Origin of the sequence: Agrobacterium deltaense RV3, assembly GCF_900013505.1 — a bacterium.
Classification (GTDB): Bacteria; Pseudomonadota; Alphaproteobacteria; order Rhizobiales; family Rhizobiaceae; genus Agrobacterium; species Agrobacterium leguminum.
The window spans coordinates 791286-815349 of sequence record NZ_LT009745.1 but is presented as its reverse complement, the minus strand read 5'-3'; the positions used below and the strand labels follow the sequence as shown (position 1 = coordinate 815349).

General features: G+C 61.2%; 27 protein-coding genes. 10 read left to right on the top strand and 17 right to left on the bottom strand.

Annotated elements, in window-relative coordinates; genetic code table 11:
• Positions 1-15: 15 nt before the first annotated feature.
• Positions 16-897: a branched-chain amino acid aminotransferase gene (locus tag AGR7B_RS04100; protein WP_080856081.1), complete on the bottom strand. Its 882-nt coding sequence runs from the start codon at positions 895-897 to the stop codon at positions 16-18.
• Between the two features lie 338 nt (positions 898-1235).
• Between AGR7B_RS04100 and tam the strand changes: the two genes are divergently transcribed.
• The gene (gene tam, locus AGR7B_RS04095) at positions 1236-2006 is read left to right on the top strand and encodes a trans-aconitate 2-methyltransferase (protein WP_080856080.1); all 771 of its coding nucleotides are present in this window, start codon (positions 1236-1238) and stop codon (positions 2004-2006) included.
• Positions 2007-2008: 2 nt separating this feature from the next.
• Here tam and AGR7B_RS04090 read toward each other — a convergent pair whose 3' ends face one another.
• The gene (locus AGR7B_RS04090) at positions 2009-2377 is read right to left on the bottom strand and encodes a VOC family protein (RefSeq protein ID WP_080856079.1); all 369 of its coding nucleotides are present in this window, start codon (positions 2375-2377) and stop codon (positions 2009-2011) included.
• A 48-nt stretch (positions 2378-2425) separates the two neighbouring features.
• A complete protein-coding gene (locus AGR7B_RS04085; RefSeq protein ID WP_080856078.1) occupies positions 2426-3130 on the bottom strand; it encodes a helix-turn-helix transcriptional regulator in 705 nt (234 codons plus the stop codon).
• A gap of 215 nt (positions 3131-3345) precedes the next feature.
• Here AGR7B_RS04085 and AGR7B_RS04080 point away from each other — a divergent pair, with 215 nt between their 5' ends.
• Positions 3346-4173, top strand: a complete 828-nt coding sequence (locus AGR7B_RS04080) for an aldo/keto reductase (protein ID WP_080856077.1) — start codon at positions 3346-3348, stop codon at positions 4171-4173.
• A gap of 24 nt (positions 4174-4197) precedes the next feature.
• On the opposite strand, the gene AGR7B_RS04075 is transcribed toward AGR7B_RS04080, so the two are convergent.
• The 3 genes from AGR7B_RS04075 to AGR7B_RS04065 all read right to left on the bottom strand — a co-directional run bounded on the left by AGR7B_RS04075 (position 4198) and on the right by AGR7B_RS04065 (position 6663).
• On the bottom strand, positions 4198-4809 hold the full coding sequence (locus AGR7B_RS04075) for a LysE family translocator (protein WP_080856076.1): 612 nt from the start codon (positions 4807-4809) through the stop codon (positions 4198-4200).
• Positions 4810-4995: 186 nt separating this feature from the next.
• A complete protein-coding gene (locus AGR7B_RS04070; RefSeq protein ID WP_080856075.1) occupies positions 4996-5835 on the bottom strand; it encodes an AraC family transcriptional regulator in 840 nt (279 codons plus the stop codon).
• 69 nt (positions 5836-5904) lie between these two features.
• Positions 5905-6663: an SDR family oxidoreductase gene (locus tag AGR7B_RS04065; protein ID WP_059753982.1), complete on the bottom strand. Its 759-nt coding sequence runs from the start codon at positions 6661-6663 to the stop codon at positions 5905-5907.
• 103 nt (positions 6664-6766) lie between these two features.
• On the opposite strand from AGR7B_RS04065, the gene AGR7B_RS04060 reads away from it, so the two are divergent.
• Positions 6767-7198, top strand: a complete 432-nt coding sequence (locus tag AGR7B_RS04060; RefSeq protein WP_065654255.1) for a winged helix-turn-helix transcriptional regulator — start codon at positions 6767-6769, stop codon at positions 7196-7198.
• 7 nt (positions 7199-7205) lie between these two features.
• On the opposite strand, the gene AGR7B_RS04055 is transcribed toward AGR7B_RS04060, so the two are convergent.
• Positions 7206-7598, bottom strand: coding sequence for a hypothetical protein (locus AGR7B_RS04055; protein ID WP_065654256.1), 393 nt, complete (start codon positions 7596-7598; stop codon positions 7206-7208).
• A gap of 314 nt (positions 7599-7912) precedes the next feature.
• Here AGR7B_RS04055 and AGR7B_RS04050 point away from each other — a divergent pair, with 314 nt between their 5' ends.
• Entirely contained in the window at positions 7913-9484 is a 1572-nt protein-coding gene (locus AGR7B_RS04050) for a helicase HerA-like C-terminal domain-containing protein (RefSeq protein ID WP_080856074.1), read from the top strand.
• A gap of 54 nt (positions 9485-9538) precedes the next feature.
• On the opposite strand, the gene AGR7B_RS04045 is transcribed toward AGR7B_RS04050, so the two are convergent.
• On the bottom strand, positions 9539-9889 hold the full coding sequence (locus AGR7B_RS04045; RefSeq protein WP_065654258.1) for an Atu4866 domain-containing protein: 351 nt from the start codon (positions 9887-9889) through the stop codon (positions 9539-9541).
• A 12-nt stretch (positions 9890-9901) separates the two neighbouring features.
• Complete coding sequence (locus tag AGR7B_RS04040; protein WP_080856073.1) at positions 9902-10624, bottom strand: SDR family oxidoreductase; 723 nt, start codon at positions 10622-10624, stop codon at positions 9902-9904.
• 122 nt (positions 10625-10746) lie between these two features.
• Here AGR7B_RS04040 and AGR7B_RS04035 point away from each other — a divergent pair, with 122 nt between their 5' ends.
• Positions 10747-11643 (top strand): LysR family transcriptional regulator, encoded by an 897-nt coding sequence (locus tag AGR7B_RS04035; RefSeq protein ID WP_080856072.1) that lies wholly within the window; start codon positions 10747-10749, stop codon positions 11641-11643.
• Positions 11644-11683: 40 nt separating this feature from the next.
• Here AGR7B_RS04035 and AGR7B_RS04030 read toward each other — a convergent pair whose 3' ends face one another.
• From AGR7B_RS04030 to AGR7B_RS04020, 3 genes are all read right to left on the bottom strand, one after another.
• Positions 11684-12463 (bottom strand): VOC family protein, encoded by a 780-nt coding sequence (locus AGR7B_RS04030; RefSeq protein WP_080856071.1) that lies wholly within the window; start codon positions 12461-12463, stop codon positions 11684-11686.
• A gap of 98 nt (positions 12464-12561) precedes the next feature.
• The gene (locus tag AGR7B_RS04025) at positions 12562-13056 is read right to left on the bottom strand and encodes a DUF1579 domain-containing protein (RefSeq protein ID WP_020813114.1); all 495 of its coding nucleotides are present in this window, start codon (positions 13054-13056) and stop codon (positions 12562-12564) included.
• A 27-nt stretch (positions 13057-13083) separates the two neighbouring features.
• Positions 13084-13812 (bottom strand): DUF899 domain-containing protein, encoded by a 729-nt coding sequence (locus AGR7B_RS04020; protein ID WP_080856070.1) that lies wholly within the window; start codon positions 13810-13812, stop codon positions 13084-13086.
• Between the two features lie 150 nt (positions 13813-13962).
• Here AGR7B_RS04020 and AGR7B_RS04015 point away from each other — a divergent pair, with 150 nt between their 5' ends.
• From AGR7B_RS04015 to AGR7B_RS04005, 3 genes are all read left to right on the top strand, one after another.
• Positions 13963-14409: a MarR family winged helix-turn-helix transcriptional regulator gene (locus tag AGR7B_RS04015; protein ID WP_080856069.1), complete on the top strand. Its 447-nt coding sequence runs from the start codon at positions 13963-13965 to the stop codon at positions 14407-14409.
• Between the two features lie 102 nt (positions 14410-14511).
• Entirely contained in the window at positions 14512-14934 is a 423-nt protein-coding gene (locus tag AGR7B_RS04010) for a YciI family protein (RefSeq protein WP_003522234.1), read from the top strand.
• A 385-nt stretch (positions 14935-15319) separates the two neighbouring features.
• Positions 15320-16831: an ABC-F family ATP-binding cassette domain-containing protein gene (locus tag AGR7B_RS04005; RefSeq protein WP_080856068.1), complete on the top strand. Its 1512-nt coding sequence runs from the start codon at positions 15320-15322 to the stop codon at positions 16829-16831.
• A gap of 23 nt (positions 16832-16854) precedes the next feature.
• Here AGR7B_RS04005 and AGR7B_RS04000 read toward each other — a convergent pair whose 3' ends face one another.
• The 3 genes from AGR7B_RS04000 to AGR7B_RS03990 form a co-directional block, all read right to left on the bottom strand.
• On the bottom strand, positions 16855-17616 hold the full coding sequence (locus AGR7B_RS04000) for an RES family NAD+ phosphorylase (RefSeq protein WP_162934042.1): 762 nt from the start codon (positions 17614-17616) through the stop codon (positions 16855-16857).
• Positions 17576-17959 carry an MbcA/ParS/Xre antitoxin family protein gene (locus tag AGR7B_RS03995; RefSeq protein WP_003522231.1) on the bottom strand — a complete coding sequence of 128 codons (384 nt, stop codon included), beginning with the start codon at positions 17957-17959 and terminating at the stop codon, positions 17576-17578. The genes AGR7B_RS04000 and AGR7B_RS03995 overlap by 41 nt, the downstream gene beginning before the upstream one ends.
• A gap of 108 nt (positions 17960-18067) precedes the next feature.
• A complete protein-coding gene (locus tag AGR7B_RS03990) occupies positions 18068-18490 on the bottom strand; it encodes an organic hydroperoxide resistance protein (RefSeq protein WP_003509379.1) in 423 nt (140 codons plus the stop codon).
• Between the two features lie 191 nt (positions 18491-18681).
• Between AGR7B_RS03990 and AGR7B_RS03985 the strand changes: the two genes are divergently transcribed.
• Positions 18682-19140, top strand: a complete 459-nt coding sequence (locus AGR7B_RS03985; RefSeq protein ID WP_080856067.1) for a MarR family winged helix-turn-helix transcriptional regulator — start codon at positions 18682-18684, stop codon at positions 19138-19140.
• Positions 19141-19376: 236 nt separating this feature from the next.
• Here the strand turns inward: AGR7B_RS03985 and AGR7B_RS03975 are convergent, their stop codons facing one another.
• Positions 19377-20102, bottom strand: a complete 726-nt coding sequence (locus tag AGR7B_RS03975; protein ID WP_065654265.1) for a L,D-transpeptidase — start codon at positions 20100-20102, stop codon at positions 19377-19379.
• Positions 20103-20257: 155 nt separating this feature from the next.
• Positions 20258-21166, bottom strand: coding sequence for a L,D-transpeptidase (locus AGR7B_RS03970; protein ID WP_078051114.1), 909 nt, complete (start codon positions 21164-21166; stop codon positions 20258-20260).
• Positions 21167-21333: 167 nt separating this feature from the next.
• Here AGR7B_RS03970 and AGR7B_RS03965 point away from each other — a divergent pair, with 167 nt between their 5' ends.
• Positions 21334-24045, top strand: coding sequence for a heavy metal translocating P-type ATPase (locus AGR7B_RS03965; protein WP_080856065.1), 2712 nt, complete (start codon positions 21334-21336; stop codon positions 24043-24045).
• Positions 24046-24064: the final 19 nt, after the last annotated feature.

The following is a 24064-nucleotide window of genomic DNA, read 5'->3' as shown; positions in this document are numbered from 1 at the left end:
GGGTTTTACCCGACCTTAAACGTCCGCGCCGAGACGCGCCCAGTCCATATAGAGATCGAGCGCCTTGCGGGCGACGGGGCCTGCCTGCAATTCACGATCATCGAGCTTCACGACGGGCGAAACCTTGGAATAATTGCCGGAGCAGAAGATTTCATCGGCCTCGCGGAAATCCTCGACCGAAAGCGTCGCTTCCCGCACGTCGAAACCGGCCTGGCGAAGAAGACCGATCACGCGCGAACGGGTGATGCCGGCAAGGAAGGTGCGGTTCGGAACCGGGGTAAGGACGACGCCGTCCTTGACCATGAAGATGTTGGCGGAGGCGGATTCGGCGACATTGCCGTTCATGTCGCGCATCAGGGCATTGTCGAAACCGCGCGAGCGTGCTTCCAGAATGGCGCGGCCGCTATTGGGATAAAGGCTGCCGGCCTTGGCGTCGGTCATGGCGGTTTCCGGCGAAGGGCGGCGCAGCGGCGAAACGGTGAGCGTCAGCGGCTTGCCGGCGTCCATCGGCGCTTCGAAAAGGCAAAGCGCAAACCGGGTGGAACCGGCATCGGGCGCCACGACGCTGCCGGGCATGCCGTGTTCGGCCCAGTACATCGGCTTGATGTAGATCGCCATCTTGCCGTCGAATTTCTTGACGCCTTCGAGCGCCAGGGACTCGATCTCCTCGGCCGTCATGGTCGGCTTCATACCCATATTGACGGCGGAGCGATTGATACGCTGGCAGTGCAGATCGAGATCGGGCGCCACACCATCGAACCAGCGCGCACCGTCGAACACCGTGGAAGCCAGCCACATGGCATGCGAGGTCGGCCCGATGAGCGGCGGATTGCCGGGCAGCCATTGACCGTCAACATAGGTCCAGGTGGTTGATCGGGGGGCGGTATCGACGCTCATGATGGTCTCCTGTCTCGAGCGTTTTCGTTCGGTAAAAACGCTCCGTCTTTTTTGTTCTGATGCATTGCCGGATGAAGAGCGCTGCGCGCTCTCAACGGGGCATGTGCTGGAAATCGGCCGGAGTGAATGCCTCTCCCTGGACGAGGTCAAGTTTTAATTGCAGCGATTTCTGATTTTGATGGAAAATAACAAAGTGATGGCCCGGTGAGCACGTTTTATGAGGCGAAACAAAAGGTTGATGAATAGGTTCATCACAATAATTCATGCATCGGACGATGGCGGCGCGATTTGCCCCATGCGATGCTGGCGATCTGACGGCATTTTGCAGGAGGAAAATCATGGCATGGTCCGCCCAACAATATCTGAAATTCGAAGACGAGCGGACGCGTCCCGCGCGGGATCTTCTGGCGCAGGTACCGCTGGAGCGGGTGCTGAATGGCTATGACCTCGGCTGCGGCCCCGGCAATTCCACCGAACTTCTGACCGACCGTTACGGCGTCAATGTCATTACCGGTATAGACAGCGATGACGACATGCTGGAAAAGGCGGCGGACCGGCTGCCGACCACGCGCTTCGGCAAGGCCGATCTTTCCCAGTGGAAGCCGGCGCAGAAGGCAGACCTGCTTTACGCCAATGCCGTGTTCCAATGGGTGCCGGATCATCTCACCGTTCTTTCGCAACTGATGGACCAGCTGGAAAGCGGCGGCGTTCTGGCCGTGCAGATGCCCGACAATCTGCAGGAGCCGACGCATCGCGCCATGGAGGAGACCGGAGCGAACGGTTCCTGGAAGGATGCGTTCTCAGATGGCAGGCTGCGCCGCAAACCCCTGCCCGCGCCTTCGGACTATTTCGACGCGCTGACGCCAAAATCCGCGCGGGTGGATGTGTGGCACACCATCTATAATCATCCGATGAAGGATGCGGAAAGCATCGTCGAATGGGTCAAGGGCACGGGGCTGCGCCCCTATCTCACCGCCGCCGGCGAGGAAAACCGCGAAGCCTTCCTCACTGACTATACGCGGCGCATCAAGGCAGCCTATCCGCCGATGGCGGACGGCCGCCTGCTTCTGCGCTTTCCCCGCCTTTTTGTGGTGGCGGTGAAGAAGTAACTTCAGCCCGCGAAAGCATAGACCCGGAGACGATGATTGTCGGGGTCGGCGGCGGTAAAGGTGTAGCCGAATTCCATGCCTGCCGGCTGCTGCAGCATGTCGATGCCCTTCGCCTGCCAATCCGCAAAAATTTCGTCCACCCGCGCATCGTTTTCAACGCGGAAGGCAAGCTCGCCGCCGCCGCCCGTAACGGATGCTTTCGGCTCCACGGTGTGCCGCGACCAGAGGCCGAGCTTCATGCCGTTCTGAAGCACGAATAGCGAGAATGTCGGCGAGACTTCGACCGGCTCCGCACCCAGCAGGGCCTTGTAAAATTCGGTGCTGGCCGGCGGGTTGTCGACGTAAAGGATGGTGAAATCGGGGTGGGTCATGGCTGTTCTCCTGTGTTGCGGATGAACGATGTCTAGACCCTGCTGCTGTCAGTTTTTGTCAGCATGATGCCGCCGCTGTTTTTCCCTTTCGCGCCATTCTTTCAGCAGCGCCTGGCGTCGGCGCGGATAACGGCTGTCGAGAGGGCGGAAATCTTCGATGCGGTCGGCCCGGAAACTGCGGTAGTCCTGCCGTGTCTCGCACCAGCCCAGCACCACCCGCACCAGATCGAAAAAGGCGAGTGCGAAGGGCCAGATCACCCGTTCCGTCACCTCGCCCTTTTCATCGCGATAGGTGATGACGACCCTGCTTTCCTTACGGATCGTATCGCGAATGGCGGCCAGATCGACATGGATGGCGGCAAGGCCCTGGCCCGGACCGACCAGCAGGGTGGAATGATCGAGTTCCTCGCGCAGGGTATCGGGAAGCACGGCGCCGATCTTGACGAGGGCGGCGCGGGCGGCCTCCGCCAGCCCGGCATCGGCACGGCCCGCCACCCAGCGCGAGCCGAGTACCAGCGCCTCGATTTCCTGCTGCGAAAACATCAGCGGCGGCAACAGGAAACCGGGGCGCAGCACATAACCTACGCCCGCCTCGCCTTCGATATCCGCGCCCTGCGCCTGAAGCGTCGCTATATCGCGGTAGAGCGTGCGCAGGCTGACGCCGGTTTGCGCGGCAAGGGCCGTGCCGCTGACCGGCATGCGGTGGGAGCGCAGGATCTGCAACAGATCGAGAAGCCGTTGTGAGCGTGACACGCGATATTTCCTTCCATCCGTATATTTAAATCCATACCGCGATATGATCTTCTGCAGCCGACTGTTATCGCCGCGCCTGTCCGCCCGCAATGGCGTGGATGGTGATCGCGTCGAAACTGTTGAAACCGATCGCGCGGACACCAGTTAATGAAAGACGGCTTCCCCGCCCGGAATCCCGCGCCGGCCATGTCTTCAGCAAACAGGAGAGACATCCCATGTATGACGTCAGCGCGAATGGCGCGAATATTCCCGCCCTCGGTTTCGGCACCTTCCGCATTCCGGAAGACGATGTCAGGCGCATTCTGCCGGAAGCACTGAAACTCGGCTTCCGCCATGTCGATACTGCGCAGATTTACAAGAACGAAGGCGCGGTCGGCGAGGTCATCGCGCAATCGGGCATTTCCCGGCATGATATATTTCTCACCACCAAGGTCTGGGTGGATCGCTTCCGCCACGACGATTTTCTCGCTTCCGTCGATGAAAGCCTTACGAAGCTGAAGACCGACTATGTCGATCTGCTGCTGCTGCACTGGCCGAAGAGCGATGTGCCGCTTGCCGAGCGCATGGGCGCGCTGAACGCGGTGCGCAAGGCCGGCAAGGCGCGCAATATCGGCATTTCCAACTTCAACGTGGCGCTGACCGAAGAGGCGGTGAAACTGTCCGACACGCCGCTTGCCACCAACCAGATCGAATATCACCCCTATCTAGACCAGACGAAGGTGATTTCGGCGGCGCGCAAGCACGGAATGTCGGTGACGGCCTATTATCTGATGGCCGATGGCAAGGTGCCGAACGATCCCGTGCTGAAGGATATCGGCGCAAAACACGGCAAGACCGCCGCGCAGGTAACCCTGCGCTGGGCGGTGCAGCAGCCGGATATCGTGGCGCTTTCCAAGACGGCGACGGAAAGCCGCCTCAAGGAGAATTTCGATGTTTTCGATTTTGCGCTGACGGAAGAGGAAATGCAGGCGATCCACGCGCTGGCCAAACCGAATGGCCGCATCGTCAATCCCGGCCACCTCGCGCCCGATTGGGACGACTGAGGCGGCCTTCCCTCCGCTCTGGTCTCATCGCTCGGTCAGGGCCAGCTTCGCACCCAGCGCCACAAAAGCGGTCGCGAAGCTGCGCCTCAGCCAGGCGAGGACCGCCGGGCGCGACACCACCTGCCGCCGGACCGAGGCGGCGAAACAGCCATAAAGCGCAAACACCAGAAACGTCATGGCCATGAAGATCAGCCCGAGATCGATCATGCGCCATGTCGGCAAAGCCTCATCCGCCGCGATGAACTGCGGCAGGAAGGCGAAAAAGAAGATCGACAGTTTCGGGTTCAGCAGATTGATGAGGATCGCCTCGCCGATGATGCGGGCGGCCTTCCGGGGCTCCCTCGTATCGTCGATCTTCAGCGCACCGTCCTCCCGCAGCGTGTTCCACGCCATGTAAAGGAGGTAGGCGACCCCCAGATATTTGACGATGCCGAAGGCGAGCGCGCTGGTGTGCAGGATGGCGGCAAGGCCGGTGATGGCGGCGAGCAGATGCGGCACGATGCCAAGCGTGCAGCCGAAGGCCGCAACGACGCTCGCCCTCGCCCCCTGCGAAAGACCGGCGGCCAGCGTGTAGACCACGCCGGTTCCGGGAGAGGCTGCGACGATGAAGGATGTGATGAGGAATTCGGGTGTCATGGTGCGGGTGTGTCCTGTGGGTGGAGGACAGGAGCATGAGGGTGCGTGAGGTGGGTGTCTTGGATGAAATTGCGCCACATCCGCACACCGTCACCCCGGCCCCCGAGCCGGGGTCCCGCGTGGTCAAGTCCTTGACCACGAAAGACTCCTTTCACGGCGCAGACGCGCCGTGGCTGGATGCCGGATCTAGTCCGGCATGACGGAAGAGGGGGACGATCCGCCACCTGTCGCCGCCCGGTAAACCGCCGGCGTAACCCCGAATTGCCGTACGAAGAACCGGTTCAGATGGCTCTGGTCGGCAAAACCGGCGGCAAAGGCCGCCTCGGCGGGCGGCGTGCCTCTGGCCAGTGCATGGCGTGCCGCATGGACGCGCCGCTGGAGAAGATAGCTGTGCGGCGTAAGCCCGGTCGCCCGGGCGAAAGCGCGCAGGAAGCGAAACTGGCTCATGCCGGCCTCTGCGGCGAGATCGGCAAGGCGGAACGGCCGGGAGGGCTCGTCGTCGATGCGGCTTTTCGCCCGCTTTATATTCTCGGGTGCGGCGATATCGCCCGGCTTCGCCGCCTTCTCCATCGCGCCCGCCAGAAGCGTCAGCAGGGTTTCGTCGCCACGAAGGGTTTCGCCCGGCCGTTCCCTTGCCGTCATGGCTGCAAAGACCGCGTTGAATCGCTTCGCCAGCGGCCTGATATCGACGGGATAAGCGAATTCGAACGCGTGGCGATCATTCTCGCCGATATCGGCAATGGCGTCGCGGACGATATCGATGTCGAGATAGAGCATCCGCCAGGCGCGGCCGCCCTCCCCGAGCGGAATACCGTCATGCACCTCGCCCGGATTGACGGTGATGAGATGGCCGGCGCCGGCTTCCACCATGCCGCGGCCGGAGAGCGATTTCTGTGCCCCGCGTTCGATGAGACCGATGCCGAACTGGTCGTGCATGTGGCGCGGAAAGGAACGGTCGCTATCCGCCGCCACGGCGACGACACCGGGCAGAATGGTTTTCGGCATCAGGAACCGGCCTTGGGCCATGACAGCGCGCGCTCCGCAGATTAGAGCGCGACGCTATCACAGGATGCCCAGTCGAGACAGATGCGGCGTTTACGGATGCATATGATTGATCATGGCGAAGACCTGATCGAAATTGCCGTTCTGCGCGGCGAAACGCAGCGGCTTGCAGCGTTCCACCACCACTTCCTTCTCATCCGGGCGATTTTCAAGAATATCCATCACCTCGGAAATGAAGGCGTCGAGCGGCATGGCCCTTTCGTCGCTCGCCTGCCCCTCGCCCATCAACGTCGTCTGCACATAGGGCGGCACGATTTCGATGACCTCCACCGGCGTTTCCTTCAGCTGCTCGCGCAGCGCGACCGAATAGGCATGGATGGCCGATTTGGTGGCGCTGTAGGTGGGCGTCAGCACCATGGGCACAAAAGCGAGGCCGGAAGAAACCGTCAGAACCGTGGCGGCAGGCTGTTTTAGGAAATGCGGCAAAAGCGCCGCCGTCAGGCGAATGGGTGCTAGAAGATTGGTGGCGATGGTTTCTTCGGCCGTGTCGAGATAATCCGGTGCTGCGGCGATGTCTTCCGGCCGCATGATGCCGGCATTGTTGATGACGGCGTTGAGGGTCGGATGGGCCTTTACCAGAGCTTCGGCAAACGCGCGGATGCCTGCGGCGTCCGTCGCGTCCATCACCATCGAGGCCATGCCGGGGTTGGCGGCCGTCACCTCGTCGAGCACGGCCTTGCGGCGGCCGGAAATGATGACCCGGTTGCCGGCCTTGTGAAACGCCTCCGCCAGCGCCCGGCCGATGCCGGAACCGCCGCCGGTGATGAGAATGGTGTTATCAGCGATTTTCATTGGAACATCCTTTGCTTGTTGGCTGAAAGGAAGTTAGCTATTATACTCTCCAATCGAAAGTAGGCACCCAAAAGATTTATACTTACCAAAAGGAGAGTGTAAGATGAAACGGCACCCCGCCGACCCGGCCATCGAAAGCCGGCGCAAGGTTCCGCCGCCCGCGGATACCGATCCGGCAATAGAGGCGCTGGTTCAGGACATCATTGCCAAGGTGGCCGACAAATGGACGATGCTCATTCTGGAAGTGCTGGAAGAGCATGGCACGCTGCGCTTCACGCAGATCGGCAGGCTGGTCGGCAATATCAGCCAGAAGATGCTGACGAAAACGCTGCGGCAGATGGAAAGCGACGGGCTGGTGCGCCGCACCGTGCATCCCGTCATTCCGCCGCATGTGGATTACGGCCTGACGAACCTCGGCCGTACGCTGGGGAGCGCCTTTTGCGGCGTATGGATATGGGCGGAAACGCACCATGCCGAAATAGAAGAGGCGCGGCGCCTGTTCAACGAACAGCCGCCGCGCCCCGCTATGGAGTAGTTTCGCCTCAGGCGAACTGGCTGAGGCCCGGAACCGAGGCGATCACCTGATCGACAACCTCATCACCCGCATGCTGGCGGGCAACGGAGATGGTTTCCTTGGCGAGCGTGGAAATCTCGCTCATGCCGAGGCCCTGGCTCATCAGCTGCTGGCCCAGCCCCATGATGCCGCCGCCGCCGATCGCGCTCATCAGGCCGCCGAGCAGACCGCCGCCGCCGGCACCTTCGCCATTATACTGCGCCACCAGTTCGCTGGCGCCGGGTATGGCTTCGATCATGCGGGCGATCGGGCCGTCTGCAGCCTCGCGCTGGAGAAAACCGAGAATCATGCCAATGGCCTTTTCGGCCAGTTCGGGGCTTATTCCCGCCTTCTCGGCGATCTGGCTTACGACTTCGTTCATTCTTGCCTCCTGTTGAAAAACGACGCCAACATCGAATAACTGACGTTAACGTCAACGTAAAACAATATCATGCCGCATTCAAGCGGCCAGGGTGAGGTGCGGCAACTTTCATCAAGCGGTTTTTCTTCATCACCATCAAGCAGTTGTTGCGCCTTGAAACTGTCCTTATAAGATCATCACAACCAAGCTATGAAAAGGCCGCTATCGTCAGAAGTGGCCGCAACATGGTAGTGACGCTTTAAATTCGGAGATGACTTTTGCAAAATCCACCGCGATTTTAAGGGTCATGCACCAGCCGCAGGAGAAAATGGTCGATGTTGCAGGACGGACAGCTCTATATCGGGACCAGCCGCAATCCGGACGACAGCCTGAACAAGGGCGAATATCTGGAGCTGAAATTCGGCAACCGCCACGGCCTCATCACCGGCGCGACGGGAACCGGCAAGACCGTGACGTTGCAGGTGCTGGCCGAAGGTTTTTCCAAGGCCGGTGTGCCGGTTTTCTGCGCCGACATCAAGGGCGACCTTTCCGGCATCGCCGCGCAGGGCGAAGCCAAGGACTGGGTGCAGAAACGCGCCGAACAGATTGGCTTCACCGATTTTGCCTATGGCAAATCGCCGGTGATCTTCTGGGATCTCTACGGTGAAAAAGGCCATCGCGTGCGCGCCACTATCGCCGAAATGGGGCCGCTGCTGCTTGCCCGGTTGATGGATGCTTCGGAAGCGCAGGAAGGCGTGCTCAACATCGCCTTCAAGATCGCCGATCAGGGCGGGCTGCCACTGCTCGATCTCAAGGACCTGCAATCGCTCCTGAACTATATGGGCGAAAACGCAACCGAGCTTTCCAACCAGTTCGGCCTGATTTCCAAGGCCTCGGTCGGTTCGCTGCAGCGCGGGCTTCTCGTCCTCGAACAGCAGGGCGCTGCCAATTTCTTCGGCGAGCCGGCGCTGAAGATCGCCGATATCATGCGTGTGGGCGCGGATGGGCGCGGCACGATTTCGGTTCTCGCCGCCGACCGGCTGATGATGAACCCGCGCCTTTACGCCACCTTCCTGCTCTGGATGCTTTCGGAACTGTTTGAAGAGCTGCCGGAAGTGGGCGACCCGGAAAAGCCGCGTCTGGTGTTCTTCTTCGACGAGGCGCATCTGCTCTTCAACGATGCGCCGCGGGTGCTGGTGGAACGTGTGGAACAGGTCGTGCGGCTGATCCGCTCCAAGGGCGTGGGCGTCTATTTCGTGACGCAGAACCCGCTGGACGTGCCGGAAACCGTTCTCGCCCAGCTCGGCAACCGCGTGCAGCACGCGCTTCGCGCCTATACGCCGCGAGAGCAGAAGGCGGTGCGCACCGCGGCCGACACCTTCCGGCAGAACCCGGCCTTCAACACCGCCGACACCATCACCACGCTCGGCACCGGTGAGGCGCTGATTTCCACCCTGCACGACAAGGGCGCTCCCTCCATCGTCGAGCGCACGCTGGTACGTCCGCCATCCGGCCGTGTTGGGCCGCTCACCGATGCGGAGCGCAAGTCCCTGATCGATGTGAGCCCCGTCGCCGGGCAATATGACAAGGATATCGACCGGGAATCGGCCTTCGAAATCCTCGCCGCCCGCGCCCAGAAGGCTGCCGATGCAGAAGCTGCCAGACGTGCGGAGGAAGAAAACGCCGCCAGCCAGTCCGAGAGTGCTTCCGGCCGCTGGCGCCTGCCCGGCTTCGGCGATGAAGAACCCGCACCGGCCTCCACCGGCTCGCGCAATGGCGGCGCACGCAAGACCGGATACCAGCGTGAAACGGTGATCGAGGCGGCGATGAAAAGCGCGGCCCGCTCCGTTGCCACCTCTGTCGGCCGCGCCCTCGTGCGCGGGATTCTCGGTAGTTTGAAGCGATAAAACAGATACGCCGCCCGCCCTCGATGGGGCGGGCGGCGCTTGATTGGCGGGACGTTACTTCTGGCGATAGAAGATCATGCCGCCGTGATAAAGCACATCGTCGACGAATTCGCCGTCGGCGGTGAAGCCGGTATCGTCCCAATAGTCGATATGGTTTCCCTTCACCTCATACCGTCCCTGATAGGCGCTTTTGCGGTTGCCCCGCGCCTCGTCATACCGGCCATTGGGCAGAAGTTCCTGGCGAATGTGGCCATCGCCGGTGACCCACATGCCGACATAGGGGTGGTTCGGGGTTTGAGCCGTTTCGGTCATATTCACGTCCATGGCGTTGCTCGTTTTGCTGGAGCCCGTATCGGTGGAAGCCGTTGCGAGCAGAAGCGCAACAGATGTCGAAACAATGTTCATTGCCAATCCTCCTTAAGCGGCGGTGGGTCGGACGACGATCTCATTGACGTCCACATCGTCGGGTTGCTCGATGGCGTAGCGCACCGCGCGGCCGATGGCGTCGGGCTTCAGGGCGATGGCCCGATAGGTCTGCATCAGTTCCGCAGCGGCGGGATCGGTGATGGTGTGGGCAAGTTCGCTTTCCACCACGCCGGGGTGAATGCAGGTCACCTGCAGGTCACGGTTTTCCTGCCGCAACCCGTCCGAAATCGCCCGCACCGCAAATTTCGTCGCGCAATAAACCGCAGCCGTGGGCGAAACGGCGAGCGCACCGATGGAGGCGATGTTGATGATGTGGCCGGAAGCGCGGGCGGTCATCTCGGGCAGAACGGCGGCGACGCCATAAAGCACGCCCTTGATGTTGACGTCGATCATGCGGTCCCATTCGTCGACCTTGAGGGACGACATCAATGACAGCGGCATGATGCCGGCATTGTTGACGATGACGTCGACCTGCCCGAACGCCTTGCGCCCCGCCTCCGCAAAGGCCTCGACGCTCTGTCTGTCGGTCACGTTCAGCGGCTGGATGACGACCTCGGCGCCCTTGCCGCGCAATTCTTCGGCAAGCGTCTGCAAGCGGTCCATGCGGCGCGCGCCCAGCACTAGCTTCGCCCCGGCCGCGGCCAGTTCCCTTGCGATACCCTCACCGATCCCGCTCGATGCACCTGTGATGAGAACGACTTTATTGAATGTCATGGCTTTCTCCTTGGTGTCATGGCCGGCTTTTTCTGGAAGCGGCCATTGCGGAGAAGATAAAGCTTGTGCATTGTCGTGATAACCGCCTCAATCATAACCTCAATGGGTAGAATTTCTAACCAATGAACATCGATCTCAACGCGCTTTCGACATTCTGCATGGTTGCCGAGGAGCGCAACTTTCGCGCCGTTGCAGACAGGCTCGGCGTAACCCGCTCCGCCGTCAGCCAGACCATCCGCAAGCTTGAAGAAACGATGGGAATAGCGCTGGTGCAGCGCACGACGCGCAGCGTCAGCCTGACGGAAGCGGGACAGCAGCTTTATGCGGATGTCTCGCCATCCATCGGCAATCTCGTTGAGGCTGCCAATGCCGCGTCATCCCTGAGCGGCGCCGTGCGCGGGCAGTTGCGGCTTGCGGTTTCCTCGATAGCCGAGCGCTTTTTATCCGGGCCATTGCTTGCGCGCTTTGCAGAAATACATCCCGAAGTGCAGCTCGATATCGTCGTGACGGACGAGGAATTCGATATCGTCGCCGAGCACTACGATGCCGGCGTGCGTCTTGGCGAACTGATCGCGCAGGACATGATTGCGGTTCCGGTTTCCGCTCCACAGCGGCAGCTCGCCGTCTGCTCGCCGCACTATCGGGACCGCTTCGGCCTGCCGGCGCAGCCCCGCGAATTGATAGGGCACAGGTGTATCGGCTGGCGACCCCGTCCGGGTGTGGCGCCATACAGGTGGGAATTTGCGGAAAACGGCCGCGAATTTGCAGTGGCGGTGGAGCCGGCCTTCACCACCAACGACATGCAGCTGATGATCAAGCTGGCCTGCGCCGGTGCGGGCATCACATTCGGTATGGAAGAGACGTTCCGCCCCTATCTGGAAAGCGGGCAGCTCGTTTCCATGCTGGAAGACCACTCCCCGAGCTTTGCGGGATTTTATCTCTATTATCCCAGCCGCCGCAATCTTGCGCCGAAGCTGCGCGCCTTCATCAATCACGTCCGCCTGTCGAGAGCGCGGTAATCTGCCGGAGCGAGCCCCGGCAGATTGTTAGAAAACAGGGCTATTTTCTCTGCGAAACCAGCGAAAAATAAGCGCCCTGCGGATCGACGCAATTGACGATCCAGCTTTCGCCGGGAACCTCCATCGGGCCGTTGACGACCTGGCCGCCACCGGTGCTGACGCGGGTGATGGCGTCATCGATACCGTCCACATTGAAATAATAACCCCAATGGCAGACGGGGACCTGCGGCATGCGTTTCATCATGCCGCCGACAGCCTTGCCCTTATAAGCGAAGATGCGGTACGGGCCCATGTCGCCCATGTCGAAATCATGGTCCTTGGTCCAGCCGAACACATCGCCGTAAAAGGCCATGGCCTCGTCGACATTATCGGAGAAGAGCTCGTGCCAGCCGACATGGCCCTGCTTTTCCTGCATATCCTCGGGGAAACCGCCGGTTTCCATCGGCAGCGGCGTCATGATGCAGAGCACAGCACCGAAGGGATCCGCGACCACGGCGAAGCGGCCGATTTCGGGAATATCCTGCGGCGGACGTCTGACCGCGCCGCCCTTTTCAGCGAATTGTTTCGCCGTGGCGTCCACATCGTCGACATCGACATAGGCGGTCCAATTCGGGGGAATGCCCTGGCCCTTGTGCTCGTCGGTCAGCTCCATGACGCCGCCCATGCCCTTGCCATCGGCCTCCAGCACCAGATAGGGCATTTCCGGCGAGCCGAAATCCTTGGTCTGCCAGCCGACGACATGACCATAAAAGCGGGCTGCCGCTTCCATGTCGGGCGTCATCAGCTCGACCCAGATGAATTTTCCATGTGTATCGGACATTGTCGTCTCCTATGGAGGGTTTGGCGGGTGTGTTTCGGCAAGCGACCGCCGCAGGATGCGGCGGCGCCGGTGGTTGTCGGATGAATTTTCGCAGGGCCTCAGGCCTTGCGGCGGAATTCCGATGTCATGAAGGTCTTGAATGTGCCGTCCGGCTGCCTGACGCTGCCGGAAAAGCTGCGGTGATTGTCGTCATGCAGCACCAGCACGTCGTGATAGGTATCGGTGCGGCCGGAACCGTCGAAGGCCGGGCCTTCCGCTTCCAGCGTCAGGGTCTTGCCGTCCTCTTCCAGCCAGCCCTTGTAGACCCAGAGATTGGTCATCATCGACCCTACCCAGGTGCCGACGAAATTGCCCTTGGCCGGGTCGAAACCGACCGTGATCACGGCCGTCATATCCGTGCCGTCAGGCATCTTGCCGGTGCCGTTGCCGATGATCCACAAGCCACCGACGGAGCGGACGGTCTCGGTGAATTGCTGCGACGGGTCGTCGGCATCGTAGCCCTCATGGCCGGAACTGGAGGTCATGACCCAGTCTCCGACGATCCTCTTGAGGAACTCATGTTCCTTCTGCGGCTTGGCGATTTCCATTTCCATTGTTGTTTCCTCCTCGTCCGTCCGTTTTTAGTGGCAGCAGGCTGCCGCCTTCGGCGCGTCCTCATACTGGTCGTGGCGGCGCACCCAATCCATTACCTCCTCTTCGTTACGGCCTTTTGGCACCAGATCGAGCAGCATCAGCGTGCCGAGCGTCTGTTCCGCGCCGCGGGCGTAAGTGGAATAGGTGTGGTAGATCTTGCCGTCGTCGCCCTTGGCGAAAACGCTGATACCGTGCAGGTCCTTCAGGTCGCCATAGGGCGCCATGTCACGGTAATTATAGGTGATTTCACCTTTGGCCATGTCGTCGTCGCGGAACGAGGCCTGATAATCGTAGTTGAAATCGCTGCCTTCGGCCGAAACCCAGGGGAATTTCCAGCCCATGCGGTTCCTGTAGCTTTCGATCTTCTCAAGCGGCGCGCGCGAAACCGCAACGAAACCCGCATCGCCATGCTTGAGGTGGATCAGCGCGCCGTCGACATGATCGGCAAAGAAGGAGCAACCGACGCAGCCCTCCTCCCAGTCCGGCGCCAGCATGAAGTGATAGACGATGAGCTGGCTGCAGGTGCCGAACAGTTCCTTCAGCGATTTGGGGCCGGAAGGGGCATCGAAGATATAATCCTTCGTCACCTCTTCCCAGGGCAGCGCACGCCGGGCCTCGTTCAGCCTGTCACGGGCGCGGGTCAGTTCCTTTTCCTTCACCAGCAGATCGCGGCGGGCCGCAAGCCACTCCTCTTTCGAAACGACGGGATGAGACATGATCTTTCCTCCTTGGATCCGTCTTTCACCACGGCACCGCCCCGCTTTGACGGTGGGCGCCGGCTATTTCTGTGCTGAAAGTCAATAAACAGTCTGCGGGGACATCAAGTTCCGCTTGACTAATTAGGTTGATATCAACATATTAATCCCATGTCAAACGCCAGCGTGATTCCTTTTTCGACAACTCTTTTCGTGCGGGATGCCTGTCTGTGCCTGCATGCGCAGCGCGCCGCACGGGCATTGGCGCGGTTGTTCGACAATGCGCTGAAGCCGGTCGGGATCAACAATGGACAATTTTCGCTGCTGATGTCGCTCAACCGGCCGGAGCCGCCGCCGATGGGACCGGTCGCCAATCTTCTGGCCATGGACCGCACGACGCTGACGGCGGCGCTGAAGCCGCTGGAGCGGCGCGGGCTGGTCAGCATCGAGCAGGACCCGAAGGACAAGCGCGGCAAGCGGCTGCGGCTGACGGCGGACGGCATGGCCGTGCTCGCCGCCGCCTTCCCCATCTGGGAACAGACCCATGCCGAAATCGAAGCCCGCATCGGCAGCGGCGACCCCGACCGGCTGCGCCGTGACCTTGTCGACCTCGGCTGACAGGATTGACGGCATGACGCCACTTTTGTCGGCGACAATGTCATCCGGCCGTCGTGCCGGGGAGCGAAACTACGAAGAAAGCGCAATCAAGGAGGAATGATCATGCGTGCAATCGTTTTTGTAAAAGCCACCAAAAGCAGCGAAGACGGCGTCATGCCCACGACCGAGCTGATCGAGGCGATGGGAAAATTCAACGAGGAACTGGTCAATGCCGGCATCATGCAATCCGGCGACGGCCTGCATCCCTCCTCCAAGGGCAAGAGGGTTGTGTTCGACGGCGACAGCCGCACGGTGATCGACGGCCCCTTCCCGCACACCAACGAGCTGGTCGCCGGCTTCTGGATCTGGACTGTGAAGGACATGGACGAGGCCGTGGCCTGGGTGAAACGCTGCCCGAACCCGATGCTGGAGCGCAGCGAAATCGAAATTCGCCCGATGTTCGAAATGGAAGACTTCGGCGACGCCGTAACGCCGGAAATCGCCGCGCATGTGGAAGAACTGCGCGCGCGTGTCGCGAAGCAATAAAGGCCGCTCAGCCGAGCGTCGGATTAAAACGGGAGAGTGCGGGCTTGCCGCATTCTCCCCCACCGCCTGCCATTGCAAAAGCCGTTGCCTCGAACAACCGCCGCTGTTAATGGTGAAGCGGTTCAACCCGTTTCAAGAAAGGAGGCTTCGCATGGATATTTCCTGCTTCTGGCGCAATCGTCAGCTCTGCCACCTTTTTGCCCTGCGGACACGTTTGCAGGGCTGACCGGAACACCAACACTCTGGTTTGCCCAAAAGGCCGCGCAGAATGCAGCTTGTCTGCCGTTGCGCATGTTTTCACGACGGATCACCCCGAACCGAAACCCCGTACTGACTGCGGCAGACCACGGTTCGTCAACGGGTCCGTCTTGCCAGAGACGACTTCATGACCATTATCACGCTTCGAAACCTCGGAATCATTCTGGGCAAGCCGCTTTTTTCCAGTCTCAGCCTCACGGTGAATGCGGGAGACCGCATCGGCATCGTTGCCGCCAATGGCTGCGGCAAATCCACCCTTCTCCATTGCCTTTCCGGTGACATGGAGCCAACCAGCGGCGATATCACCCGGCTGCGCGGACTGACGCAGTCCATCGTCCACCAGCATCTGCCCGCCCCGTTGATGGAACGGACGATGCGGGACGCCGTGCTTTCCGCCCTGCCGGCGGATACGATCGACAGCGAGAGCTGGCGCGCCGACATTATTTTCGACGCCATGCTGGTGCCGGAGCCGTTCCGCGAGCGCCGCCTGAAAGAATTGAGCGGTGGCTGGCAGAGGCTTGCCATGCTGGCGCGGGCATGGATCACCGAGCCGGATGTGCTGCTGCTCGACGAGCCGACCAACCATCTCGACCTCGAAAAGATCAACGTGCTGGAAAACTGGCTCGGTGAATTGCCGCGCGATAGGGCTGTCATCATCGTCAGCCATGACCGCGCCTTTCTCGACAATGTCACCAGGAGCACGCTGTTCCTGCGGCCGGAAAATTCGGCGCTGTTCCGGTTGCCCTATGGCCACGCCCGGGCGGTGCTGGAAGAAGAGGATGCCGCCGATGAACGGCGTTTCCAGCGCGACATGAAAACCGCCCAGCAATTGCGCCGTCAGGCCGCCAAGCTGAACAATATCGGCATCAACTCCGGCAGCGATCTTCTGACCGTCAAGACCAAGCAATTGCGTGAGCGGGCGGAAAAGATCGAGGAAAAGGCGCGGCCCGCCCATATCGAGCGATCCGCCGGCAAGATCCAGCTCGCCAATCGCGGCACCCATGCCAGGGTTCTGGTCACTCTGGAAGATGTGCCGGTCTCGACACCGGACGGAACGGTGCTGTTTCGCACCGGCCGGCAATTTGTCCGTCAGGGGGACCGCATCGTCATTCTCGGCCGCAACGGCGTCGGCAAGACACGGCTGATGTCGCTTCTGCAGGCGGCCGTATCGGGCGCAGGCCAGATAGACGGCATCAAGGCCACGCCCTCGCTGGTGGCCGGATATGTCGACCAGTCGCTCGCCGAGATCGATGACGACAGCACGCCCGTTTCGCTGCTATCCCGCCGCTTCGATATTGGCGACCAGCGCATCCATGGCCTGCTCGCGGGCGCGGGCATCAACATGGAAATGCAGAAACGCCGCATCGCCGCGCTTTCCGGCGGGCAGAAGGCGCGGCTTGCCATGCTGGCGCTGCGGTTGGCGGAGCCGAATTTCTACCTGCTGGACGAGCCCACCAACCATCTGGATATTGAGGGGCAGGAAACGCTGGAGGCGGAAATCATCAGCCGTGAGGCCAGCTGCGTGCTTGTCTCGCACGACAGGAGTTTCGTGCGGACGGTCGGAACCCGCTTCTGGCTGATCGACAAGCGCAAGCTGGTGGAAGTTGACGATCCGGAAGGGTTTTTCGCCTCGGCCTGATGGACTTGAGAAGCAAACGCCCGTCAGCCCAAAAGGCTGGCGAGGCGTGGATCCCCGGCGAAATCCAAAACCGCAAAACCCGTTCTGCGCATCGGAAATTCGCAGAGCGCCTGCACCCCCGTTTTCGACAGGTGGATACGCCAGCTCATCCGTTCCACCGGTGTCTTCGCGGCAAAAGCCTTCGGCGACAGAACCGCGATGTTGAGGCCGCCGGCGGGGTCGCGTACCGAGCGATAGAGAATAGCCTCGATCTTCGCCAGACGCGCCTGATCGGCCAGCGCCTGGCATGGCTCGTAATTCTGCAGATCGGTCCACAGGCGAGCATCCCGGCTCAGTTCCGGTTTCGTCAGGTTGAGCGCCGCATCGGTAGCGATACGGGCGGCGAAGGCGGAATAGTCGGCGGGATTGGCAGGCAGCGGCGTGCCCGGCGATTCGGCATAGAACAGCAGCCGGTAAAAGGCCATTTCGGCGAGCGCCGTCTCCACCTTCTGGGCGGCGTAATAAACGCCTTCGGTATAGCCCGCGCGGCGGAAGCGCGAACCGTGCGGATAGGCGGCTCCATACCGGAAGGGCGTGGCGAGAAGATAATCGAAACCGGCGCATTCCGGCGGAAACGGCCGCTTGCTCGTCTCCAGAATATCTTCCAGCAGCGATTGCTCCTCCACCGTATCCACCAGTTTCATGGTGGAGACCTGATGCTGCGCCTCCACCAGCCGCCAGTATTTTCCCGATACGGCGCGTTTTTCAGACAGGAGCGCGGCGGGCGTCCAGATAGGAGAGGACATCGATCAATCCGGTAATGGTGGTCAGTTTGTCGGCAGGCACGGCGTTCAGCGCAACATTGTGATTGCGCAGCCAGTTTTTCGCCACGGCCTCATCGCCGCCGGCAATCGCATCCAGCGAGCGGAAAACTCGGATCAACAGCACCGCAAGCTCGAAGGATTTGGCGCCCGGCTCCAGCAGGAAATCGAGCCGTTTCATGCGCGACACGGTGGGGGCGGAAACGCCGAGAATATCGGCCGTGCGCGCGGCATTCAGGCCCAACCGCTCGGCGGCGGCGATAACGGCCTTGGTGACGACCCTGCCCTGCGAGGCGGGATCCATGGCGCTCCTGGCGTGAATATTCATGGCGCATATCCTTTCCTTGGAAAGAATATAGCATTTTTCTTTCTGAAAACAAGAAGGCCGGGATGAACCCGGCCCCGTTGTTCAGATAGCTTAGTCACGCAAACTGGATCAGGCCACCGAGACCGGCACTTCCGTAGAGGTGCGCATGGCGTGGCTGTACGGGCAGACGATGTGAGCGGCGGCGACCAGCTTTTCGGCGACTTCGCGCTCGACGCCCGGAATATTGGCCTTCAGCGATACTTCGATGCCGAAACCGCCGCCATCTTCGCGCGGGCCGATCCCGACGGTTGCCGTCACAGTGGTGTCTTCAGGAATCTTTACCTTTTCCTTGCCGGCAACGAATTTCAGCGCGCCCAGGAAGCAGGCGGAATAACCGGCTGCGAAAAGCTGTTCCGGATTGGTGCCACGGGCGCCATCGCCGCCCAGTTCCTTCGGAACGGTCAGCGTCACGTCGAGAACGCCGTCTTCAGACTTGGCGTTGCCAGCGCGGCCACCGGTGGCGGATGCTTTGGTCGTGTAGAGAATGGGCATGGCATTTACTCCTTCGGGTTGGTGTTGAGCTCTTATAGCGAACAATTGAATTGTGCGCAATATAATTTTGCACGTTGAATAAGAAATCGTTTTTTGCGATAATTTTCACGAAATTTCGCCGCGCATCCATGCGGCAGGAACCGAAAGCGGGGGCTGATTGTTCCCTTCCCGGTTGATTTTGGAGCAGGAAAATGGACGCAGAGGGCGACGAGAAGAAGATGGAAAGCCTGTTGAGGCTGGACCAACAAATATGTTTTGCCCTTTATGGCGCGGCACACGCCTTCACGCGCGCCTATAAGCCGCTGCTCGACCCCATTGGGCTCACCTATCCGCAATATCTTGTCATGATGGCGCTATGGGAAAAAGAGACATCCACCGTCAAGGCGCTCGGCGAAATGCTGGGCCTCGATTCGGGCACGCTGTCGCCACTGCTGAAAAGGCTCGAACATGCGGGGCTGATCACCCGCAAGCGCGGCACGGTCGATGAGCGGCAGGTGCTGGTGGCCCTGACGCCGAAGGGCGCGAACCTCAAAAAAGATGGCGTGAAGATCATGGCCGCAATCGGCAGCGCCACCGGCTGCGGGCTGGAAGAGCTGGTGCAGATTCGTGACCGGGTGAATGCGCTGAAGGACAATCTCAGCCGTCAGTGATCTCGAAAAAAACAGGGCGCAACATTTCCACGTCATGCCGGACTGGATCCGGCATCCAGCCACGGCGCGTCTGCGCCATGAAAGAGTCTTTTGCGATCAAGGACTTGATCGCGCTGGACCCCGGATCAGGTCCGGGGTGACGGTGTGCGGATGAGACATTTTCGCCCATCGTTTCGCCACCGGGAGCAATACCAGGCGGCCCCAGAGGCCGCCTTCTTATGCAAGGGAAGTCCGGCTTACTGCCAGACCACCACACGCGCCTTCTGCGGCACGCGGTCGTAAAGATCGATGACGTCCTGGTTCATCAGGCGCACGCAGCCGGAAGAGACGGCCTTGCCGATGGAGTTCCATTCCGGCGAACCGTGCAGGCGGTAGAGCGTGTCCTTGCCGTTCTGGAAGATATAAAGGGCGCGTGCGCCGAGCGGGTTTTTCAGGCCCGGCGGCATGCCGCCGTTCTTGGAGGAATATTTGACCAGTTCCGGCTGGCGGGCGACCATTTCGTCCGGCGGGGTCCATTTCGGCCATTTCTGACGCCACTGGATGACGCCCTCGCCCGACCAGGCGAAACCTTCGCGGCCGATGCCGACGCCATAACGCATGGCGCTGCCGCCCTGCTCCACGACATAAAGGAAGCGCGAGCGCGTATCGACAACCACGGTGCCGGGACGTTCGCCGGTCGGGTCGACAACCCGCTGGCGATAATAACGGCGGTCGATTTTTTGATAGGGGACGGCGGGAATGACGTAACCGCCATCCTCAACCGAGCCGTACATGACGGCCAGTTCCGCATCGCTGACACCCGGCGAGAACATCTGCCGAAAATCGCTGCCGATGGCGCTTGCCTGCTGGCGAATGGCGTCTCCCGTGCCCGACGAGGCGCAGCCTGCGAGAAGCGAGGCGGAGGAGATGCCGAGAAGGGAAAGGAAGGTGCGTCTGGAAAGATCTGTGTCGGTGCTTGTCATAAGGCCGGTTTGTCCCACATTTCGAACGGCTATATCGCCGTTGTACGTCATTTGTTCCGTTTCATGCGTATTGCGAAAATAGTTAACCGACCGCTAAAAGCCAGTCACAAGGCGCTGGCGGAATGGGTCCAATATCTCTTTCTTTTAGAACGTGTTCAGATAACCACAATCTGCGCCCCTTGCGGCACACGCTCGTAGAGATCGATCACATCCTGATTGAGCATGCGCACGCAGCCGGAGGACGTCGCCTTGCCGACGGATTGCCAGTCCGGCGTGCCATGCACGCGGTAAAGCGTGTCCTTGCCATCCTTGAAGATATAAAGCGCACGCGCGCCGAGCGGGTTGTTGAGACCGGGCGTCATGCCGCCATTGGCGGCGGAGATGGAGGCGAGCTCCGGCTGGCGCTTGACCATTTCATCGGGCGGCGTCCAGCGCGGCCATTTCGCCTTCCACTGGATCTTGCCACGGCCCGACCAGGCATAACCGTCGCGCCCCAGCCCAACGCCGTAACGGATCGCCTTGCCGCCGGACTGCACGAGATAGAGAAAATGCTGTCTGGTATCGACGATAATCGTGCCGGGGGCTTCCGCCGTCTGGTAGCTCACTTCCTGCCTCAGATAACGCGGATCGATGCGGCCATAGGGAATGGCCGGCAGCGAGCGGTCCTCATCGCGGATCGGGCCATACATGACCCGGTGCAGCGGATTGGAGACAGGCAGGCCATAGGCCATCGTCTGGCCCTGCGGCTGCTGCGCGTTAGAACCCTGCACCTGCGGGGCTTGCAGCCCCTGCCCGCGCACCGGCGGACCGTATTCCTGATGGAAGCGGGTTCTGAACAGATCCGGCGGGCGCGTCGAAAGCTGGCCCGGCTGCGGCGGCAGTTCCGGCTGGCGATTGGAGCTGACGGAGTTGAAATTGAATACCGGCGCCGTTTCCCTGACGAAAACATCCGGGTCCATCCGGGTCGTATCCGTCACGAAAAGGCAGCCGCTCATGAGAGGCAGCAGGGCAAGCCCCGCCAGAGAGGCCGCCCGGCGACCGTTTTTCAAAAGGAGTGCTATCATCTGAACCGCTTCATGGAATCCAATCTGCCGGCATGATGAACCGTGCGGCTGGCGCGAGGCTGGCGTCGGTTTTTCAAAAAAAATCGAAAAACCGCATTTTTGCTCTTGAAGCTCTAGTTGCTAGAGGTGCCAGATTGGCTGTCGACTGGAATTCAGGAGCGGAAACCATGAATATTTCGACAGGCATAAACATCAAGGGCAAAGACGGCGAGCAACTGACCTTCTCCGTTGGCGGCATGGATTGCGGCAGCTGCGCGGCGAAAATCGAAACCGCGCTTTCCCGCCTGCCGGGCGTTGCCGACGTCAAGGTTTCCGTTGCACGCGAAAGGCTGAACCTTTCGCTGGCCGAAAGCAAAACCTCGGTCGAAAAAATCGAAGACACGCTGCGCAAGCTCGGATTCAAACCCGCTTTGCTGCCACAGGAAAAAGTCTCCCGCGCAAAAGTCGAAGCGGATCATCACGGCCACGGCCATGATGACCACGATCATTCGTCCTGCGGCGGCCACCATGCCGATACCGGAGCGAGCGCCGACAGCAGCAATGCGCTGACCTTTTCGGTCGGCGGCATGGATTGCGGCAGTTGCGCCGCCAAGATCGAGACCGCGCTCTCCCGCCTGCCGGGCGTTGCCGACGTGAAGGTTTCCGTTGCGCGCGAAAGGCTGAACCTTTCGCTTGCCGAGAGCAAAACCCCGGTCGAAAAAATCGAGGACACGCTGCGCAAGCTCGGTTTCAAGCCGGCCCTGCTGCCGCAGGAAAAGACCGCGCGAGAAAAGGCCTCAGATCACAATCACGACCATGATCACGGGTCATGCGGCGGCCATCACCACGACCATGATCACGATCATTCAGATCATGACCAGTCGGGGCATGACCATTCCGCACACGATCACGCCTCCTGCGGCGGGCATGATCATAGTGACCACGACCACGCCAAACATTCGCATGGTTCCGCACCCGTGGCTGCAGCCCAGAGCGCGGAAGTGGGGCACGCCCATGGCGCGGATGAAAAAGGCGCGTGGTGGCGCACCGCAAAGGCGCGCAACACCTTCACCGGCACCGTTCTCGTCGCCATCGCCTATGGAGCGGAACTGAGCTTCCCGGCATGGGGCGGTTACGCCTTCATCATCGCCACGCTGGTCACGCTCTTCCCCATCGCGAAGAACGCCTTCAACGCCGCCCGTTTCGGCGCGGTCTTCACCATCGAAATGCTGATGACGATTGCCGCCATCGGTGCGATCATCATCGGCGAGGCGGAAGAAGCGGCCATTGTCGTGCTGCTCTTCTCCGTCGGCGAATTGCTCGAAGGTTTCGCTGCCGCCCGCGCCCGCTCGGGCATCAAGGCGCTCGGTTCGCTGCTGCCGAAAACGGCGCTTGTGGAAGAAAACGGCGCGCTGCGACAGGTTGCGGCCGATCAGGTGCGCATCGGCCAGGTGGTCGTGGCGCGTCCCGGCGACCGCATCGCCGCCGATGGCGTTGTCATGGAAGGCCAGTCCAGCGTCGACGAATCGCCGATGACCGGCGAGAGCATTCCCGTCGCCAAGGAAAAGGGCGCGCGCGTCTTCGCCGGCTCGATCAACCATGACGGCTCGCTGCGCATCCGCGTCGACCGCGCGCCGGAAGACAACACCATTGCCCGCATCATCACGCTCGTCGAGGAAGCGCAGGATGCGCGTGCGCCGACCGAGCGTTTCATCCAGAGCTTCTCGCGTTATTACATGCCGCTGATCGTGGCGATATCGGTGCTCACCATCATCGTGCCGCCGCTTGTCGGCCTCGGCGACTGGGATACGTGGATTTATCGCGGTCTCGCCCTGCTGCTGATCGGTTGCCCCTGCGCGCTGGTCATTTCGGTTCCCGCGGCCATCGCCTCCAGCCTTTCGGCCGCGGCACGCCACGGCATGCTGGTGAAGGGCGGCGCGGTCATCGAAATGCTGGCGCGCACCGAAACCGTCGCCTTCGACAAGACCGGCACGCTGACGCTCGGCGAACCTGTCGTGACCGACGTGGTGGCGCTTGACGGCAACGACGCAGAGCTGATTGCGCAGGCCGCAACCATCGAGCACGAATCGAGCCATCCGCTCGCCCGCGCCATCGTCAATCATGCCGAAAAGCTGGGCGTGAAGCCCCTGCCCGGCTCCAACATCAAGGCGATTTCCGGTCGCGGCATGCAGGGCAATGTCGGTGGGAAGGAGCTGTTCATCGGCGCACCGCGCTTTGCAACGGAAGTCGGCACCCTCTCGAAGGAACTGGCCGATCGCATTTCCGCACTGGAAAGCGAAGGCAAGACGGTGGCTGTCGTGATAGTAGGCGGGGCGGCAAGCGGCCTCTTCGCCATGCGCGATGAGCCGCGCAAGGATGCGGCGGAAGGCGTGAAAGCGCTGAAGGAGATGGGCATTTCCTCGCTGATGCTGTCGGGTGACAATGCCCGCACGGCGCGTGCCATCGGCAACAAGCTGGGCCTTGAAGCGCGCGGTGAACTCTTGCCGCAGAACAAGGTCGAGGAAATCCGCAAGCTTGCCGAAAAGAAGACCGTGGTGATGGTGGGCGATGGCATCAACGATGCGCCGGCCCTTGCAGCGGCCAGCGTCGGCGTCGCCATCGGTTCCGGAACAGACGTGGCGATGGAAGCGGCGGATGCGGCGCTGATGCGCAACAATGTCGGCGACGCCGCCCGCCTGATCGGCCTGTCGCGCGCCACCATGAGCAATATCCGCCAGAACGTGACCATCGCGCTCGGCCTGAAGGCGGTCTTCCTTGTCACCACCGTCACCGGCGTTTCGGGCCTGTGGCTCGCCGTTTTCGCCGATACCGGCGCGACGGTTCTGGTGACCGCCAATGCCATGCGGCTGCTCGGCTATTTCAACCGCAACAAGGGCTGACATTCCATTCGCATGCAAG